Origin of the sequence: Mycobacterium seoulense (genome assembly GCF_010731595.1) — a bacterium.
Taxonomy (GTDB): Bacteria; Actinomycetota; Actinomycetes; order Mycobacteriales; family Mycobacteriaceae; genus Mycobacterium; species Mycobacterium seoulense.
Window position 1 is genome coordinate 3,080,218 of the sequence record NZ_AP022582.1, and the last position, 16,517, is coordinate 3,096,734.

Here is a 16,517-nt window from a genome sequence, read left to right on the forward strand (position 1 = left end):
GAACCCCGTCGCATGCGGGCCCATGCGCATCGACGGACCACTTTGATTCGCGTGTTCGGCTGTCGGGTGTATTCGGACCAGGGCAGGTCACGATCTGTTTCGATCAGCAAAAACGTAGCACGCGGGACGCGGTGCATCAGGGCTAACGAGCAACTTCCGCGCGGGGCTCCTCGACGGCGCGACGGGGCCCCGCGGGCGCCGTCCGGCGTCACCGATGCGTCACTGTCCGGTGGCCGACGCCGCGTCGCTCGCTATGTCCAGGGTGGCGATCGGATACAGGCCGGAACCGTCCCGCCCGTCGCGCGCCAGCGCCATCGGCGCGTAGTTCACCACATGCGAGGCGCCCGGCTTGTGCTGCTGCCAATCCACGGACGCCCGCAGCGTGTAGTGCCCGGGGGCCAGGCCCGTCACGTCGACACGCGCCGACTCGGTGGACGACTCCGGAACGGCCTCCTCGCGCGACGAGCTGGAGTCGTCGTGGACCAGCGTCTTGAGATTGACCGTCGCCGGAAGGGTGCGGACGACCGCCCCGGAGAAATCGACCAGCTTGTAGCCGGGTGCCCATTGCTCGGTGGCCGCCGCCGAGCCGTAGTTGGTCCAGATCACGGAGATGGAGGCCACGGTGCCCTGGATCGACTGCGATCCGGGCTTGGCCTCCACCGAATACCGGTAGCCGGCGGAGCTGTTCGCCTTGGCCCAGAGCTGGTACAGCTTGGGGTCCATCGCCGACGTCGCGTCCCGGTCGGGGAAGTTGGCGCTCGACGTCATCGAGACGTGATACCTGACGACGTCGTGCAGGGCCTTTTCGTAGTACGACCGCGGGTCGGTCCCCTTCGGTAACGGACACCACTGGCTGATCACCAGCGCCGAGGTGAGCCGCTGTTTGATCGCGTTGACCGCGGGGTCGTTGAACCGCACGTAGTGAGAGTCGCCGGACTCGGCCCATTCCGGCAGCGGTGCCTGCACGCCAAGACAATCCGCGCGGATGCCCACGGGAGCGGACAGTTTCTTCGTCACGTCGTCGGCGAACAGCTCGCGAACGATCTCCGGATTTTCCCCGGTGACCACCAACTGCGTGTGACCGAACGCGCCGACGTTCGCCGCGACCAGCTGCCCGATGGACGCTTTGGTGATGCTTTGATCGCGAAACTGGCTGTAATAGCCCAACTTCGACGGGCTGTCGTCCGGTGCCGGCCCCGGCGCCCCGAGCGCGTCGCGCACGTACGCGAGGCTGGTCTTGCCGAAATCGCCGTATCCGGAGAACTCGAACACGCTGAGGCGCTCGTCGCCGTCGTAGCGCCGCCCGAGAGCGGCGAGCAGCTGCCCGAAGTTGTTGAGGTAGTCGGCGTCATTCCAATTCGGGACCACCTGCGCGACACCGGGTGTCGGACTGTTGGGCGTCGCGGGGTAGGTGGTGGCCGCGGAGCGGATCCAGTCCGGAATCGCGATGTTGGTGTTGTTCGGATAGGAATCGTTGCAACAGGATTTGTAGGCGTACACGCCCAGGATCAGCCGCATGTTCCGGCTGCCGACCTTCGACAGCGCGTCGTCGATCGCGCTGAAGTCGAACTTGCGGTCGTCGGGCGCGTCGGGGGGCAGCGTGTGCGGGTCGACGGGCTGCAACTGCCGCCACGAGACCCGCAGGCTGGCGTCGTACGATGCCGGCCAGGCGGCATACCGCTGCGCGGAATTACCTTGCGGGAAAAGCGGATTCAAGCCTTCCTCGTATTGGCCGCGCAGCGGGTTGGGGATCTCTTGAGCGCTGGGCGGGATGGCCGGACTGACCATGGCGGACAGCGGCCCGGGATCGCTCTTGCCGCCGCATCCGCTCAGCACCATCGCCGTGCACACGACAGCGGCCAGCGCACTCTTCCTCGTTGTCACGGTTGCTTCTCCCAACACACACCGATGCACACTGAAGTGGCCCCATACGGCCTGGGTTATCTGGTGCGTGTATCCGACGCGGGGCAGGTCACGAATTGGCGTAGCGCAGCCTAACACGCACGACCCGCCCCGCCCCGGGTCCGAGGCCGTGCGGCCCGGGGCGGGAAACCGCGCCAGTGAGACACGTCACAATGGGGACGGGCCTGTCACGCCCGGCCGACCCGCGGTGTCTCAAGGGCATCAGGCCCGTGAGAACAGGAGACAGCAATGACCGAGGTGGCCCCCCAGAAAATTCATGTCGTCGTGGTCGGAGGCGGATACGCCGGGACCCTGGCCGCGAACCATCTACGGCAGCGTCCGGACATCGACATCACCCTGGTGAATCCCCGCCCCGTCTTCGTGGAGCGAATCCGCCTGCACCAATTGGTCGCCGACACCGGCGTGGCGACGGCCGACTACGCGACGTTGCTCGGCGATGGGATCCGCTTGGTCGTCGACGCCGTCGACCGCATCGACGCCCCCGCCCGGCGCGTCCTGCTGTCCTCCGGCGGCGAGCTCGACTACGACTACCTGATCTACGCCGTCGGCAGCACCGGCGCCGCACCGGTGAGTACCGTGGCCGGGTTCGCGGACTTCGCCTACCCGATTGCCGACCTGGAAAGCGCGCAGCGGCTGCGCTACGCGCTCGCCGACCTGCCGCTGACCGCGCCCGTCACCGTCGTCGGCGGCGGGTTGACCGGCATCGAAACGGCGTCCGAGCTGGCCGAACAGGGCCGCCAGGTGACCCTGGTGTGCGGGGCGGCGCTCGGCCCGTCGCTGAGCAAGCGGGGCCGGCGTTCCGTCGCCAAGCGGCTGCGCGGGTTCGGGGTCAACGTCCTGGAGTCGGCGACGGTGACGGAGGTGCGGTGGGACGCGGTGGTGCTCCGCGACGGCGCCGTGCTGCCGAGCGCGGCGACCATCTGGACGGCGGGATTCGCCGTCCCGGACCTGGCCGCGCGCAGCGGTTTGAGCACGGACGCGCTCGGTCGGCTGCTCACCGACGAGACGCTGACCAGCATCGACAACCCCTACGTCGTCGCCGCGGGTGACGCGGCCGCGCCGTCGGGCCAGCCCCTGCGGATGAGCTGCCAGGCCGCGGGACCGCTGGGCGCGCAAGCCGCCAACACCGTGCTCAGCCGCATCGCCGGGAGCGCCCCCGCCCCGCTCAACCAGGCGTTCGTCGGCCAATGCATCAGCCTGGGCCGCACCTTCGGCACCGTGCAGTTGGCGCGCACCGACGACACACCGGTGAACATGGCGCTGGGTGGCCGGACGGCCGCGTCCATCAAAGAGGCGATCTGCAAGGGCACGCTGTGGGCCATCCGGCGCGAGGCCGCCAAGCCCGGCTCGTACCGCTGGCTCAAGGGCGGCAAGCGGCCCGCGCAGGCGCCCGCCGAGATCGCGCTGCGATGACGCGCGCGCCCGCCGGCGGGGAGCACGCCGAACGGTTCACCGTGCTGCGGCCGCTGCTGTTCACCATCGCCTACGAGATGCTCGGCTCGGCCACCGAGGCCGACGATGTGCTGCAGGACAGCTATCTGCGGTGGGCGGCGGTCGACCTGTCCACGGTGCGCGACACCAAGTCCTACCTGGCCCAGCTGGTGACCCGCCAGGCGCTCAACGCGCTGCGCGCCGGCGCGCGGCGGCGCGAGGACTACGTGGGGCCGTGGCTGCCCGAGCCGCTGCTGCTCGACGAGCAGGACCCCGCAACGGATGTGGTTCTGGCGGAATCGATTTCGATGGCGATGTTGGTCCTGCTGGAGACGTTGAGCCCCGACGAGCGGGCGGTGTTCGTGCTGCGCGAGGTGTTCGGCTTCGACTACGGCGAGATCGCCGACGCGGTTGGCAAACCGGCGCCGACGGTGCGGCAGGTGGCGCACCGGGCGCGCGAACACGTACGGGCGCGGCGGAAGAGGTTCGACGCGACGGACCCGCAGCGCAACGCGCGGCTCACCGCCCAGTTCCTGGAGACGGCCGCCAGCGGTGACGTGCAGACGCTGATGACGATGCTCGCCCCCGACGCCACCTGGACGGCCGACAGCGGCGGCAAGGTGTCCGCGGCGCGACGGCCGGTGGTGGGCGCCGACCGGGTGGCCCGGGCGATCGTCGGCCTGATCCGCAAGGCGAGCGAGCTCGCGGAGTTCCGCATCGAGATGGTGACCTGCAACAGCGCCCCGGCCGTGCTGCTCTATCTCGCCGATCACCTCGAAGGGGTGATCACGCTGGAGATCGCCGACGACAAGATCACCAACTTCTACGTGACGCGCAACCCGGACAAGCTGGCGGCCCTGGCGACCGCCCGTGACGTCAGCCGCGGCTAGGCGACCGCCGTTCTGTCAAGCTAGGGCGGTGCGTATCGACCGGCTCGGCGACCTTGGGGCCGCACCCGCGGTGCTGCGCGCCGTCGGCGACGCCACCTCCCGACTCGGTCTGCCGCCGCCGGCCGCGCTGACCGGCGACTGGTTCGGCGCGCTGGCGGTCATCGCGCCCAGCGTGGCGGTGCAGCCGGTCGACGCCGACACCGCCTTCGCGGTCCAGCTCGGACCGCCGGCCGGCGACTCCCCGGCGGTGGGCGGCGGCTGGATCGGCTACCTTTCCTATCCCGATCCCGGTGCCGACGGGGAACCGAACCGGATTCCCGAGGCCGCCGGCGGCTGGACCGACTGCGTCCTGCGGCGCGACCGGGACGGGCAGTGGTGGTACGAAAGCCTGTCCGGCGCGCCGGTGCCGGACTGGCTGGCCGCCGCGCTGGCGACACCCCCGCCGTCGGCGCGCGACTGCCGCATCTCGTGGGGGCCGGCCGACCGGGCGGCCCACCGCGACGGCGTGCTGAACTGCCTGGAGGCCATCCGCGCCGGCGAGGTCTACCAGGCGTGCGTGTGCACGCAATTCACCGGGACGGCCGGTGGCGCCCCGCTGGACTTCTTCGCCGACGGCATCGCCCGGACCTCCCCGGCGCGGGCGGCCTACGTCGCCGGGCCGTGGGGTGCGGTGGCGTCGCTGTCCCCGGAGCTCTTCCTGCGGCGCCGCGGGACGCTGGTGACCTCCAGCCCGATCAAGGGCACCCTGCCCCTCGACGCGTGGCCGTCGGCGCTGCGGGCGTCGGCCAAAGAGGTGGCCGAGAACATCATGATCGTGGACCTGGTGCGCAACGACCTCGGCCGGGTGGCCGTTGTGGGCACCGTGACCGTGCCCGAGTTATTGGTGGTGCGGCGCGCCCCGGGCGTGTGGCACCTGGTGTCCACGGTGACGGCGCGGGTTCCGGTGGAACTGCCGACGTCCGCCCTGCTCGACGCCGCCTTCCCGCCCGCCTCGGTCACCGGCACACCCAAACACCGCGCCCGCCAACTACTCTCGCAGTGGGAGCCTCGGCGTCGCGGAATATATTGCGGGACAATAGGTTTGGCTTCGCCAGCGGCGGGTTGCGAACTGAACGTGGCCATCCGCACGGTCGAGTTCGACGGCGCGGGCGGCGCCGTGCTCGGTGTCGGCGGAGGGATCACCGCCGACTCCGACCCCGACGCCGAATGGGCCGAATGCCTGCACAAGGCCTCGCCCATCGTCGGGCAGCCGCGGATCGCGGCCGCGTTTTCGGCGCGCTGACCCTCACCCGCGGCGAGACCGCAGGACCGCGTCGTAGAGCTGACGCGAGCGCACCCCCGGATGCGCGGCGGCCACCTCGCCGCAGGCGTCCTTGACGCGCGCGCCGCCGGCGACCAACTCCTCGACCTGCCCGACCAGCGACGGCAGGTCGGCCCGCGGGGTGGCGCCGGCCAGCACCACGGTGATCTCGCCGAGCACCCCGTCGTCCGCCCACGCCGCCAGCTCGTCGAGCGACCCGCGCAGCACCTCCTCGTGCACCTTGGTCAGTTCCCGGCAGATCGCCGCGCGGCGGCCGCCGCCGAGCTGCTCGACGGCGTCGCGCAGACACGCGGCCAGCCGCCGCGGCGATTCGAAGAACACACAGGTGCGCCGCTCGTCGGCGAGCGAGTCCAGCCAGGTCCGCCGCGCGGCCTTCTTGCGCGGGGCGAAACCCTCGAAGCAGAACTTCTCCGCCGGCAAACCGGACAGCGCGAGCGCGGTCATCACCGCCGAGGGGCCGGGCAGACACGTCAGCGGGAGGTCGGCGTCCACGCACGCCGCCACCAGCCGGAAACCGGGGTCGCTGACCAGGGGCATCCCGGCATCGCTGACCACCAGCACCGTCGCGCCGGCCTTCACGGCGGCGATCAGGGGCTCCACCCGGGCCGCCTCGACCCGGTCGAACAGGCTGACCACCCGGCCGGTGATCGTGACGTCGAGGGCTTTCGCCAGCGTTCGTACCCGCCGGGTGTCCTCGGCCGCCACCACGTCGGCGTGGGCGAGGGCGTCGATCAGGCGGGGCGAGGCGTCCGACGGCTGGCCCAGCGGGGTCGCGCCCAGCAACAGGCGGCCGGTGGTCATGACGGACAGCCTACGATCGACACCGATGTCCGCCCCGCCCCGCGAAACCCCGGTCGCCGGCCAGGAGCGTGTCGTGCCCGTCGTCAGCCCGGGACCGATGGTTCCGGTGGCCGATTTCGGGCCGACCGACGAGGTTCGCGGCTGGGTCGTCACGGGCGTGATCGCCGTGCTGGCGGCGATCACCCGGTTCCTCAACCTGGGTTCGCCGACCGATGCCGGCACGCCCATCTTCGACGAGAAGCATTACGCGCCGCAGGCCTGGCAGGCGCTGCACAACCACGGGGTGGAGGACAACCCCGGGTTCGGCCTGGTGGTCCATCCGCCGGTCGGCAAGCAGCTGATCGCGATCGGTGAGGCGATCTTCGGGTACAACGGCGTGGGCTGGCGGTTCACCGGCGCCCTACTCGGCGTGGTGCTGGTGGTGCTGGTCATGCGGATCGTCCGGCGGATCAGCCGCTCGACGCTGGTGGGCGCCATCGCCGGCGTGCTGGTGATCTGCGACGGGGTCAGCTTCGTCACCGCCCGGACCGCGCTGCTCGACGGCATCCTCACCTTCTTCGTGATCGCGGCGTTCGGCGCGCTCATCGTCGACCGGGATCAGGTGCGCCGGCGCATGCACGTCGCGCTGCTTGAGGGGCGCACCGGCGAGACGGTGTGGGGTCCGCGGCTGGGGGTGCGCTGGTGGCGCTTCGCGGCGGGTGTCCTGCTCGGATTGGCCTGCGGGACAAAGTGGTCCGGGGTGTATTTCGTGTTGTTCTTCGGTGCGATGTCGTTGGCGTTCGACGTCGCGGCGCGGCGCCAGTACCAGGTGACCCGGCCGTGGCTCGGGGTCTTGCGGCGGGATCTGATCCCCACCGCGTACGCGCTCGCGCTCATCCCGTTCGCGGTGTACCTGGCCAGCTACGCGCCGTGGTTCGCATCCGAGACGGCGATCGATCGGCACGAGGTGGGCCAGTCGATCGGCCCCCGTTCGGTGGTCCCGCTCCCCGATGCCATCCGCTCGTTATGGCACTACACCGTCAAGGCTTTCGATTTCCATAAGAGCCTGACCAACGCCGCCGGCAACTACCATCCGTGGGAATCCAAGCCGTGGAGCTGGCCGATGTCGCTGCGGCCGGTGCTGTATGCGATCGATCAGCAGAACGTCTCCGGGTGCGGTGCGCAGTCGTGCGTCAAGGCGGAGATGCTGGTGGGCACCCCGGCCATGTGGTGGCTGGCGGTGCCGGTCCTGATCTACGCGTGCTGGCGTACGTTCGTTCGCCGCGACTGGCGATACGCGGTGGTGCTGACCGGCTATTGCGCCGGGTGGCTGCCCTGGTTCGCCGACATCGACCGGCAGATGTACTTCTTCTACGCGGCGACGATGGCGCCGTTCCTGGTGATGGGGATTGCCCTGATCTGTGGGGACATCCTGTACCCGCCGGGCCGCGCCCGGGGCCTGAGTTCGGAACGACGCACGCTGGGGCTGATCGCCGTGTGTTGCTATGTCGCGTTGGTGGTGACCAACTTCGCCTGGCTGTTCCCGGTGCTCACGGGGCTGCCGATTTCGCAGCAGACATGGGACATGGAGATCTGGCTGCCCAGCTGGCGCTAGGCCTTCCCGGTCGCCGCCTTCCCGTTCGCCGCCTTCCCGTTCGCCGCCTTCCCGTTCGCCGCCGAGATTGCCGCTATGGCTGTAAAACCCGCACTGTCCACAACCATGGCGGCAATGTGGACGCGATATCGGTGGTGCCGTCCATGATGTGCGCGTGGCGGGGGCATTTATCGGGAGCGATGCGATTGCGGGCGGTTCGCTGACGCGCGGCCAATTGCGTTGGCGCTACCGGCGAATCCATCGCGACGTGTACCTACCGAAAAACGCTCCCAGGTCGCTTCGCGACAATATCCGGGCGGCGTGGCTATGGTCGGGCCGGCGGGCAACCATCGCCGGACGGGCCGCCGCCGCGTTGCACGGAGCGAAATGGGTCGACGACTTTGCGCCCATCGAGATCATCGGGCCTTTCAACCATCCACCACCCGGCATCATCGTCCGGCGCGAAAGCATCAGCGCGGAGGATGTCGTCAACCTCGACGGGCTACCAGTCACCAACCCGACGCGTACGGCGTTCGATCTGGGCCGCCATTTGCCGCGCAGTCTCGCCGTGACCCACCTTGATGCGCTGGCGGCCGCAACCGGCCTTACCTCCGCCGACGTGGCTGCGCTGATTGGCCGCAACAAGGGAGCCCGGGGCGTTCGCCAATGCCGAACCGCCCTGTCCCTGATGGACGGGGGTGCGCAGTCGCCAAAGGAAAGCTGGTTACGCCTCGTGTTGATCGACGCCGGTTTGCCGCGGCCGACCACGCAGATAAGAGTCACCGACGGGCGGATGGTGGCCTACCTGGATATGGGGTGGGAAGAGCCGATGGTGGCGATGGAGTATGACGGCGAACAGCACCGCACCGATCGCGGCCAATACGTGAAAGACATCCGCCGAGCCGAGATGGTGGGCAGCTTGGGCTGGACCATGATCAGGGTCATCAACGAGGACCGCCCGACCGTGATCGTTCAGCGGGCCCGCGAGGCGCTGGCCCGCCGTTCGTCGCCGAGATTGCCGTGAGGGTTGTGGTTCGCGCACCAACCACGGCCATGGCGGCAATCTCGGCGCCTAACGCAACGGATCGCGGGCGACGGGACAGGACATGCAGCGGGGGCCGCCGCGGCCGGTGCCCAGCTCGGACCCGGCGATGGTCAGCACCTCGATGCCGGCGTCCTGCAGCCGCGCGTTGGTCTGCGCGTTGCGCTCGTAGGCGACGACGACACCGGGCGCCAACGCCAGGGTGTTGTTGCCGTCGTCCCACTGCTCCCGTTCGGCGACAACGGGGTCCAACCCCGTATCGATGACACGCAGCCGGTCGATCTCCATCGCCTTGGCGGCGGCCTCCAGGAATGGCGTCTCGTCGCTGATGGCCACACCGTCCGGTGTCCGCTCGATGGTGAAAGCCGAGAGCGTGTCGACGACGTTGGCGTACATCACCACGGTGTCGGTGTCGACCATCGTGCACACCGTGTCCAGGTGCATTTGCGCGCGCCGCTGCGCGATCGGCACCGCGAGCACCTTGTGCGCGAGGTCGTCGTCGAAAAGGCTGCGGGCCAACGCTTCCGCACCCGCGGGTGTGGTGCGCTCGCCCACCCCGACCGCGACCACACCGGGGGCGAGCAGCAGCACGTCGCCGCCCTCGACCGGAGCGGTGCGCGACTCGTAGGCGCGCCGCACCCCGGTGAACCGCGGGTGATGGGCATAGACGAGGTCGGTCAACGACGCCTCGCGCACGCGGGCGCGCAGCGCCAGCGTGGGGATCACCACCCGCGGGCCGATCCATATCGACGAATCACGGGTGAACACCAGGTTGGGCAGGGGCGCGATGACGAAGTCCGCCCCCTGGTGCATGCGCAGCACCAGCGAAACGTCGGTCCGGATGTCCGACGGCAATTCGTTGAACGTCATGCCGACCATCAGCACCTGCGCCAGCCTGCCCGCATCCAGACCCCGCAGGTAGGCCGAAAGCGCTTGCGCCAACGGCACTCCCAATCGGCGCGCGTCGACGGCGGCCGCGACACCCTGCATGCGCGCGGCCCCGCTGTGGGTCAGCGCCTCGGCCAGCAGGTCCGACAGCAGCAGCACCTCGACACCGCGCGAGCGCAGCACCGCGGCGAACTGGTCGTGTTCGTCTTGCGCGCGGGCGACCCAGGGCAGCCCGTCGAAGAGCAACTGATCCATGTTGCGCGGGTTGAGGCGCCGCAGCTCGCCGCCGGGCCGGTGCAGGATCACTACCCGCAGCGCGCCCACCTCGGAATTGGTGCCCAGCTCAACCACGCCCACAGGGAAAACGGTAGCCGCTCGCCCGGCCGGTCCCCCTGTCATCGAACGGATGTGCGATAGACTCGGTGTCGTGGAGATCGCGGTACAGGGCTCCCTGTTCGAACACATCGAGCGCAGAGAACTCGGTGACGGCGCCTTCATCGAGATCCGCGCGGGCTGGCTCACCGATGCCGACGACCTGCTCGACGGGATGCTGTCGGCAGTGCCCTGGCGGGAGGAACGCCGGCAGATGTACGACCGGGTGGTCGACGTGCCGCGCCTGGTCAGCTTTCACGACCTGACGGTCGACGATCCGCCGCATCCGCTGCTGGCCCGACTGCGGCGCCGGCTCAACGACATCTACGCGGGCGAGCTCGGCGAACCCTTCACCACGGTCGGGTTGTGCTGCTACCGCGACGGGTCGGACAGCGTCGCCTGGCACGGCGACACCATCGGCGCAGCAGCTCTGAGGACACCATGGTGGCGATCATCAGCCTCGGCGCCACCCGCACATTCGCCATGCGGCGGCGCGGCGGCGGCCCGTCGTTGCGGCTGCCGCAGGCGCACGGGGACCTGCTGGTGATGGGCGGGTCGTGCCAGCGCACCTGGGAGCACGCCGTGCCCAAGACGGCGGCGCCGGTGGGCCCGCGCATCAGCATCCAGTTCCGGCCGCGCGGCGTCCGCTAGACCCGACTGCGCCACGCTGCCCGCAAGCGGCCCTAGCCGCGGACCGACTTCACCGCTCCGACGAGCAAGTCGCGGGCGCGTTGCGTATCGACCGGCGCGACCGGCTGCCCCGGGATCACCAGCGGATTGGCGGTGACGATCACCTGGTAATCGCCGAATTGGGCCGAATAGTCGTAGAGCTCGCCGGTGCGCGGTCCGCCGGGGCCCAGCGCCTGCAGGACGCGATGCACCCCCAGCGTGCGGGTTCCGTCGATCTGCGGCGCGTCGACGACCTCGATGCCACCCCGCAACTGCGGGCCGGTAAACGCGACCTTGGCGCAGTCCTTACCGGGGTCGTTGAACGGCAAGGCTTTTGAGGTTTCCACGGCGATGACCACGAATCGGTTGCCCTTGCCCTCGGCCGAGACGGCCGCCATATTGCCCTGCAGGTCCGGTGGCATTTCGGGCCCGGTCGCCGCTCTCGCACAATTGGCGGGGTCGAACGTGAGCCCCTCGGGAAGCTTGCGGCCCGACAGCACCTTGGGATCGATCCCCCGCTCACCGATGTCGGTGACCTTGAAGTCCGGCCCGAAGCTCGACTTCACGTCGGAGACCTTCTTGATGTCCACCTTCGCCGAGCTGGCCGGCCCTGACGAGCATCCGGCGAGCACCCCCACCGCCGCGACCGCGAACGCCACCTTGAACATCGTGGCTAATCTACCCAAGGCCGATGCGTCAGCTGCGCAACGTGGACACCGTTTTGACGAGCAGATCGGCGGCGAATTGCGGTGGCAGTGCCGCCACCACCGAACCCGGATCGGTGGTCAGCGTCGTGAACGCATAGAAGTTGCCCAGGTACGCGATGAACGTGTATGTGCGCGAATCTATCTCGGTGCCGGACTCGACCGACGACTTGACGTCGGCCACCATGCCCAGGGTCGGGACGCCATCGATGCGCGGGGCGTCGATGAGGTGCACGCTCGCGGTGGCGCGTCCGGCGGTCATGGTCCACCGGCCACATGCGGCGACGACGTCGTCGGGCCGGTCCACCGGCCCCGGCAAAGCCACCACCACGGCGTCGACGATGCCGCCGCTGCCCGACCCGGACACGCCCTGCGCCGACTGGTCATGCCCGTTGCCGGGGTCGGCGAGCGCCGCGCATTGCGGCGGCCTCACCGTGTTGTCCGACGCGTCGGGCCCGAGGCTCCAGATCACTTGCGGGGACGCTCCGCTCGGGATGCCCGTGGTCGCCTCGTAACCGGCCGGCAGCTCGCGAACCACCCGCTTGATGTTGGCCGGGTTGACCGCCGCGGGCGGTGGGGCCTTCGTGGCGGCCGGCGGCGGTGCGGGCGCCGACGGGTGGGCGCACGCGGCCACCAGCAACGCGAGCGCCGGCGTCGTCACCTGGCCAAACCGGAACGGCCGCATGCCCGTTCGTAGCACAACGCGCGGGCTCAGCCGACCACCTCGATCATCTGGCGGGCCACGTGCTCGATCTGGGCGGCCACCTCGCGCCGAAAGCCATGGTCGCGGCGGTGGGGCACCTCGATGATCGTGGTGATGACGCCGACGTCTTCGCGCTGCCAGATCGCCCCGTGGTGGTCCATGATGGTGCGCATCGGCAGGTTGTCGGAAAGCATTCGCGCGGAGAACTTTTCGACCCCGGCCACCCGCGCGGCGATGGACAGCGCGTTGATCAGGAAGGTGCCGATCCCCCGCCCCTGGTAGGCGTCGGCGACGGTGAACGCGACCTCGGCGACGCTGCGATCGCCTTCGTCGCGCACGAAGCGCGCGTCGGCCACCGGGTCCCCGCCGTCGATCACCACCCAGACGAAGTGGTCGACGTAGTCGACCTCCGAGAGGTAGTGCATCAGCTCCGGGGTGGGCAGGCGCGGCGTCATAAACCGCCGGTACAGCGTCTCGCTGGAGAATTGGATGTGTCCATGCACGGTCCGCTCGGTGTCGCCGGGCAGCACCGGTCGCAGCATCAGATGCGTGCCATCGCGCACGCGGATCGGGATCGGTGTGATGAACGCGGCCAGACGCTGGCGCACCGTGCGCAGCAGCCGGTCCATGACCCCGGGTATGTGGACCATGCGGACGAAGGCGTCGTTGTCGCCGATCCAACCGGTCAGCGGTCCCGCGGTGGTGACCGTCGCGGTCCGCGGGATGTGCCGCAGCAGGGCGATCTCTCCGATGAGCATGCCCGGGAACGCGTGCTCGACGATGACCACGCCGTCCTCGCCGACGTGGGTGATCTCGACGACGCCCGACGAGATGAGCAGGAAGGAGACGGCCTCCTCGCCCTGCTGCATCAGCACCTGGCCGGCCGCGGCGCGCAGCGGTTGCAGCGAGGCGGCCAACGGCGCGAGATCGGCGGTGGGACATCCCTCGAAGATGTCCATCGTCGCCAGCTCGTCCGCCCGCGCGCCGGTCAAGGCCACCGCGATAGCCCGCCGCTCACACCGCGTGGGTCTGCGCGTCGCGGTGACCGCCGCTGTGCCATGACCTGCCCGCCTGAGGTGCCGTCGTCTACCGCGCCAGGCCCGACACTCCCGGCCGCGGTCGGATGTTGCCCAGGTTATGGGCTGGGTTCCGGCCGCGGCAAGGAGTGCGCGTCGGCCGTATCGGTCGGCGATGCCCCGGGGCATGATGAGCGAGTGAGCCGCGCCCACCGAAGTTCGCCGGGATTGACCGGCGCGGGCCCGCGCAAAGTCCAGGTGGGCGGTCTGCGGTTCGATGCCCTGACCGAACAACAGGTCGTCGACGTCGTGCGCGCGGCGTGGGCCACCGGCCGGGGTGGCTCGATCGTGCCGGTGAACGTGGATGTGGCCCGGGCGGCCGCTCGCGACCCCGAACTCGCCGACCTGATCGCCCGGGCGTCCCTCGTCGTGGCGGATGGGATGCCGTTGGTGTGGGCGGCGCGGGCAAAGGGTGACAGGTTGCCGGAGCGCGTCGCCGGCTCGTCGTTGATCTTTCCGTTGAGCGCCGCGGCGGCCGCCGCCGGGAAGTCGGTGTACCTCCTCGGCGGCGCCGAGGGGGTACCGGAGCGGGCGGCCGCTTCGCTGCTGGCGCGATCGAACGGCCTGCGCGTCGCCGGCTTGTGTTCGCCGGAATTCGGCTTCGACAAGACAGCGGAAGGGGCGCGCCGCGCGGTCGCCGCCGTTGCGGCGGCCGCGCCCGATCTGGTGTTCGTGGGATTGGGCTTCCCCAGGCAGGAGCGCCTGATCGAGCTGCTGCGCCAGGAGCTGCCCACCGCCTGGTTTCTCGCCTGCGGCGGCGGCATCGCGATGACCGCCGGGGTCGTCCGCCGGGCATCGCCCGCGCTGCAGCGGCTGGGGCTGGAGTGGGTGCACCGGCTGGCGCTCGAGCCGCGGCGCCTCGCCCGCAGGTACCTTCGGGACGATCTACCGTTTGCGCTGGCGCTGGTGATTCGCTCGGCGGCGCAACGGTTCAGGCGGAGCGAGAGTCCTTGGCGCTCAAGATGAGTCGCACGGCGGCGGCCAGATCGTCGACCACCGCGTCGGCGCCGACCGCCTCACCGTCGCCGCCGCGGAGCAGGACGGTCGCCGTGCCGGCCGCTCGGCCCGCCTCCATGTCGGTCTCGCTGTCCCCGATCATCACCGACTCGGCCAGCTCAAAACCATGCTCGCGCGCCGCCCGCGTCAACATGCCCGCGCCGGGCTTGCGACATTCGCAGCTGGCCGCCGCGTGCGGGCAGTGGTAGGCGGCGTCGAGGCGGGCGCCCTCGTCGGCCAGGAGCCGCTCCAGGCGGTGCTGGACGGCGTCGAAACGCGCCGCGTCCCCGGCCGGTTCGGACAACCAGCGTTGATTGGTCACCAGGACGGTGCGCAGGCCGGCGGCGTTCAAGGCGGCCACCGCCCGCGCCGCGCCCGGCAGCAAGATCAAGTCCTCGGGCGACCGGATGTACTCCCCATCGTCGGCCTTGACGTTGATGGTCCCGTCCCGGTCCAGGAAGACGGTGCGGACATTCCGCAAATCGGCCATGCTCGGGGCGTTGTCAGCAGGGCCGGGGAAACAGCGCCGCTTCGACCATCTCGCAGATCGAATGGCCCAGGTGCAGGCACGCCTCCTGGACCCGGCCGGTGTTGTCGCTCGGGACCCTGATGCAGAACTTGGCGACGCCGGCCACTTTCCCGCCGCGCGCACCGGTGAGCGCGACCGTCGTCATGCCGGCGTCGCCGGCAGCCTCCAGCGCGCGGACGACGTTCGGTGAGTTCCCCGACGTGGTCAGGCCGACCACGACGTCGCCCGCGCGGCCCGCGGCGAGCACTTGGCGGACGAAGACCTCGTCGTAGGAGTAGTCGTTACCGATCGCCGTCATCGCCGCCGTGGCGTCCGGCAGGCTGAGCGCGGCGAGACCCGGGCGGTCGAAAGCGAAGCGGCCCATCAGCTCCGCGGCCAGGTGCCCCGCGTCCTGCGCGGATCCGCCGTTGCCGAAGAAGATCACCTTCCCGCCGGAACGCAGCGACTCGATCATCAGTCGGGCGATCTCGACGGTCTGCGCGGCGATGACGCCCGAGAGCATCTGCTGCTTGACGGCGATCGTCTCCGCCAGTCGAGCCTGGACCAGTTCGACGCTTGGCGTGACGACATCCGAGGCGCTCATGCCTGCCATGTGGTCAATCCTTTGCTCTCGAACGCGAATTCGGTGATGGTGGCGCCGGCCGACTCGAGGCTTTCGATGAGGCGGTGCTTCTTCGCGAAGTCGCAGTACAACAGGATGTAACCGCCACCGCCCGCGCCGGTGATCTTGCCGCCCAGTGCGCCGTTGCGCAGGGCGAGGTCGTAGAGCTCGTCGATGCGCTCGTTGGTGATGTAGGGCGACATGCGCTTCTTCTGCGTCCAGGCCTCGCCCAGCAGGGTGCCGAAATCGTTCAGCTTGTTCGTCAGGAGTGCGGCCTTCATGGCCACCGCCAGCTCCTTCTGCGCCCGAAGTCCGGCCAGGGTGTCGTCCGCGCCGGTGGTGGCCCGCCGCGTCTGGTCCTCGATCACTCGGGCGGAGTCCCGCGTGATGCCCGTAAAACACAGCAGGAGGCTCAGTTCGAGCTCGAAGGCGGTCTCGTCGCGGATGCGCAGCGGGTTGACGATCACGCGGTCGGTGAACTCGATGAAGTTGAATCCCCCGAACGTCGCCGCGTACAGGTCCTGCATGCCGCCGGTGATGCCCAGATCCTCGCGCTCGATGGCACAGGCCAGCTGGGCGGTCTCGTACTCGCCCATCGGCACGCCGTAGTGCTCGGCGAGCAGGCCGGTGAGCGCCACCATCATCGTCGACGACGAGCCCAGCCCCGAGCCCGGCGGAGCGCTCGAACGCAGCACCAGGTCGTAGCCGTCGGTGCCCTCCCTGCCGAACCGGCGCACGGCGGCCTTGATCAGGTCCAGGCTGCCGTCGTAGAGGATCTCGCTGTCGAGCCTCATCTCGGTGGTGGTCTTGAAGTCCACCGACTCGATGGTGACCATGCGATCGGTGCGCGGGGTGAGCGATCCGTGCGCGTAGCGGTCGATGGTCGCGGACAGGACGCACCCGCCCTCGGTGGTCGGGAACGGCGGTACGTCGGTGCCGCCCCCCGCGAACGAAATCCGCAGCGGCGCACGCGCGCGGATTCGGGGCCGGGGATTCAC

At 70.0% G+C, this 16,517-nt stretch carries 15 protein-coding genes and 1 pseudogene; 7 read left to right on the forward strand and 9 right to left on the reverse strand.

Features of this window, described 5'->3' with window-relative positions; genetic code table 11:
- Positions 1–219: 219 nt before the first annotated feature.
- A complete protein-coding gene (locus G6N37_RS14030; protein ID WP_232075538.1) occupies positions 220–1,839 on the reverse strand; it encodes a hypothetical protein in 1,620 nt (539 codons plus the stop codon).
- A 312-nt stretch (positions 1,840–2,151) separates the two neighbouring features.
- On the opposite strand from G6N37_RS14030, the gene G6N37_RS14035 reads away from it, so the two are divergent.
- Genes G6N37_RS14035 through G6N37_RS14045 form a run of 3 tightly spaced genes read left to right on the forward strand, consistent with a single transcriptional unit; the run spans position 2,152 to position 5,526 of the window.
- On the forward strand, positions 2,152–3,336 hold the full coding sequence (locus G6N37_RS14035; RefSeq protein ID WP_163681349.1) for an NAD(P)/FAD-dependent oxidoreductase: 1,185 nt from the start codon (positions 2,152–2,154) through the stop codon (positions 3,334–3,336).
- Positions 3,333–4,244 (forward strand): RNA polymerase sigma-70 factor, encoded by a 912-nt coding sequence (locus tag G6N37_RS14040; protein WP_163681351.1) that lies wholly within the window; start codon positions 3,333–3,335, stop codon positions 4,242–4,244. The genes G6N37_RS14035 and G6N37_RS14040 overlap by 4 nt, the downstream gene beginning before the upstream one ends.
- A gap of 28 nt (positions 4,245–4,272) precedes the next feature.
- Positions 4,273–5,526, forward strand: coding sequence for an aminodeoxychorismate synthase component I (locus G6N37_RS14045; protein ID WP_163681353.1), 1,254 nt, complete (start codon positions 4,273–4,275; stop codon positions 5,524–5,526).
- A 3-nt stretch (positions 5,527–5,529) separates the two neighbouring features.
- Here the strand turns inward: G6N37_RS14045 and rsmI are convergent, their stop codons facing one another.
- Positions 5,530–6,366 carry a 16S rRNA (cytidine(1402)-2'-O)-methyltransferase gene (rsmI, locus tag G6N37_RS14050; protein ID WP_163681356.1) on the reverse strand — a complete coding sequence of 279 codons (837 nt, stop codon included), beginning with the start codon at positions 6,364–6,366 and terminating at the stop codon, positions 5,530–5,532.
- A 25-nt stretch (positions 6,367–6,391) separates the two neighbouring features.
- Here rsmI and G6N37_RS14055 point away from each other — a divergent pair, with 25 nt between their 5' ends.
- Positions 6,392–7,960 carry a dolichyl-phosphate-mannose--protein mannosyltransferase gene (locus G6N37_RS14055; RefSeq protein ID WP_163681358.1) on the forward strand — a complete coding sequence of 523 codons (1,569 nt, stop codon included), beginning with the start codon at positions 6,392–6,394 and terminating at the stop codon, positions 7,958–7,960.
- A 154-nt stretch (positions 7,961–8,114) separates the two neighbouring features.
- Entirely contained in the window at positions 8,115–8,963 is an 849-nt protein-coding gene (locus tag G6N37_RS14060) for a hypothetical protein (protein WP_167527383.1), read from the forward strand.
- A 48-nt stretch (positions 8,964–9,011) separates the two neighbouring features.
- Here the strand turns inward: G6N37_RS14060 and arcA are convergent, their stop codons facing one another.
- Positions 9,012–10,226: an arginine deiminase gene (gene arcA, locus G6N37_RS14065; RefSeq protein WP_163681360.1), complete on the reverse strand. Its 1,215-nt coding sequence runs from the start codon at positions 10,224–10,226 to the stop codon at positions 9,012–9,014.
- A gap of 70 nt (positions 10,227–10,296) precedes the next feature.
- Here arcA and G6N37_RS14070 point away from each other — a divergent pair.
- A pseudogene (locus G6N37_RS14070) lies at positions 10,297–10,892 on the forward strand (alpha-ketoglutarate-dependent dioxygenase AlkB).
- Between the two features lie 32 nt (positions 10,893–10,924).
- Here G6N37_RS14070 and G6N37_RS14075 read toward each other — a convergent pair.
- From G6N37_RS14075 to G6N37_RS14085, 3 genes are read right to left on the reverse strand one after another with little or no spacing between them, the layout of a single operon-like run.
- Positions 10,925–11,578, reverse strand: a complete 654-nt coding sequence (locus G6N37_RS14075) for a DUF5642 family protein (protein ID WP_163681362.1) — start codon at positions 11,576–11,578, stop codon at positions 10,925–10,927.
- A gap of 28 nt (positions 11,579–11,606) precedes the next feature.
- Positions 11,607–12,299: a DUF5642 family protein gene (locus G6N37_RS14080; RefSeq protein ID WP_163681364.1), complete on the reverse strand. Its 693-nt coding sequence runs from the start codon at positions 12,297–12,299 to the stop codon at positions 11,607–11,609.
- Positions 12,300–12,325: 26 nt separating this feature from the next.
- Entirely contained in the window at positions 12,326–13,276 is a 951-nt protein-coding gene (locus tag G6N37_RS14085; protein ID WP_163685050.1) for a GNAT family N-acetyltransferase, read from the reverse strand.
- Between the two features lie 255 nt (positions 13,277–13,531).
- On the opposite strand from G6N37_RS14085, the gene G6N37_RS14090 reads away from it, so the two are divergent.
- On the forward strand, positions 13,532–14,359 hold the full coding sequence (locus tag G6N37_RS14090) for a WecB/TagA/CpsF family glycosyltransferase (protein ID WP_232074982.1): 828 nt from the start codon (positions 13,532–13,534) through the stop codon (positions 14,357–14,359).
- Here G6N37_RS14090 and G6N37_RS14095 read toward each other — a convergent pair.
- From G6N37_RS14095 to G6N37_RS14105, 3 genes are read right to left on the reverse strand one after another with little or no spacing between them, the layout of a single operon-like run.
- Positions 14,325–14,879, reverse strand: a complete 555-nt coding sequence (locus G6N37_RS14095) for a D-glycero-alpha-D-manno-heptose-1,7-bisphosphate 7-phosphatase (protein WP_163681366.1) — start codon at positions 14,877–14,879, stop codon at positions 14,325–14,327. The genes G6N37_RS14090 and G6N37_RS14095 overlap by 35 nt on opposite strands.
- A 13-nt stretch (positions 14,880–14,892) precedes the next feature.
- Positions 14,893–15,510: a D-sedoheptulose-7-phosphate isomerase gene (locus G6N37_RS14100; protein WP_174813831.1), complete on the reverse strand. Its 618-nt coding sequence runs from the start codon at positions 15,508–15,510 to the stop codon at positions 14,893–14,895.
- Complete coding sequence (locus G6N37_RS14105) at positions 15,498–16,517, reverse strand: GHMP family kinase ATP-binding protein (protein ID WP_163681368.1); 1,020 nt, start codon at positions 16,515–16,517, stop codon at positions 15,498–15,500. The genes G6N37_RS14100 and G6N37_RS14105 overlap by 13 nt, the downstream gene beginning before the upstream one ends.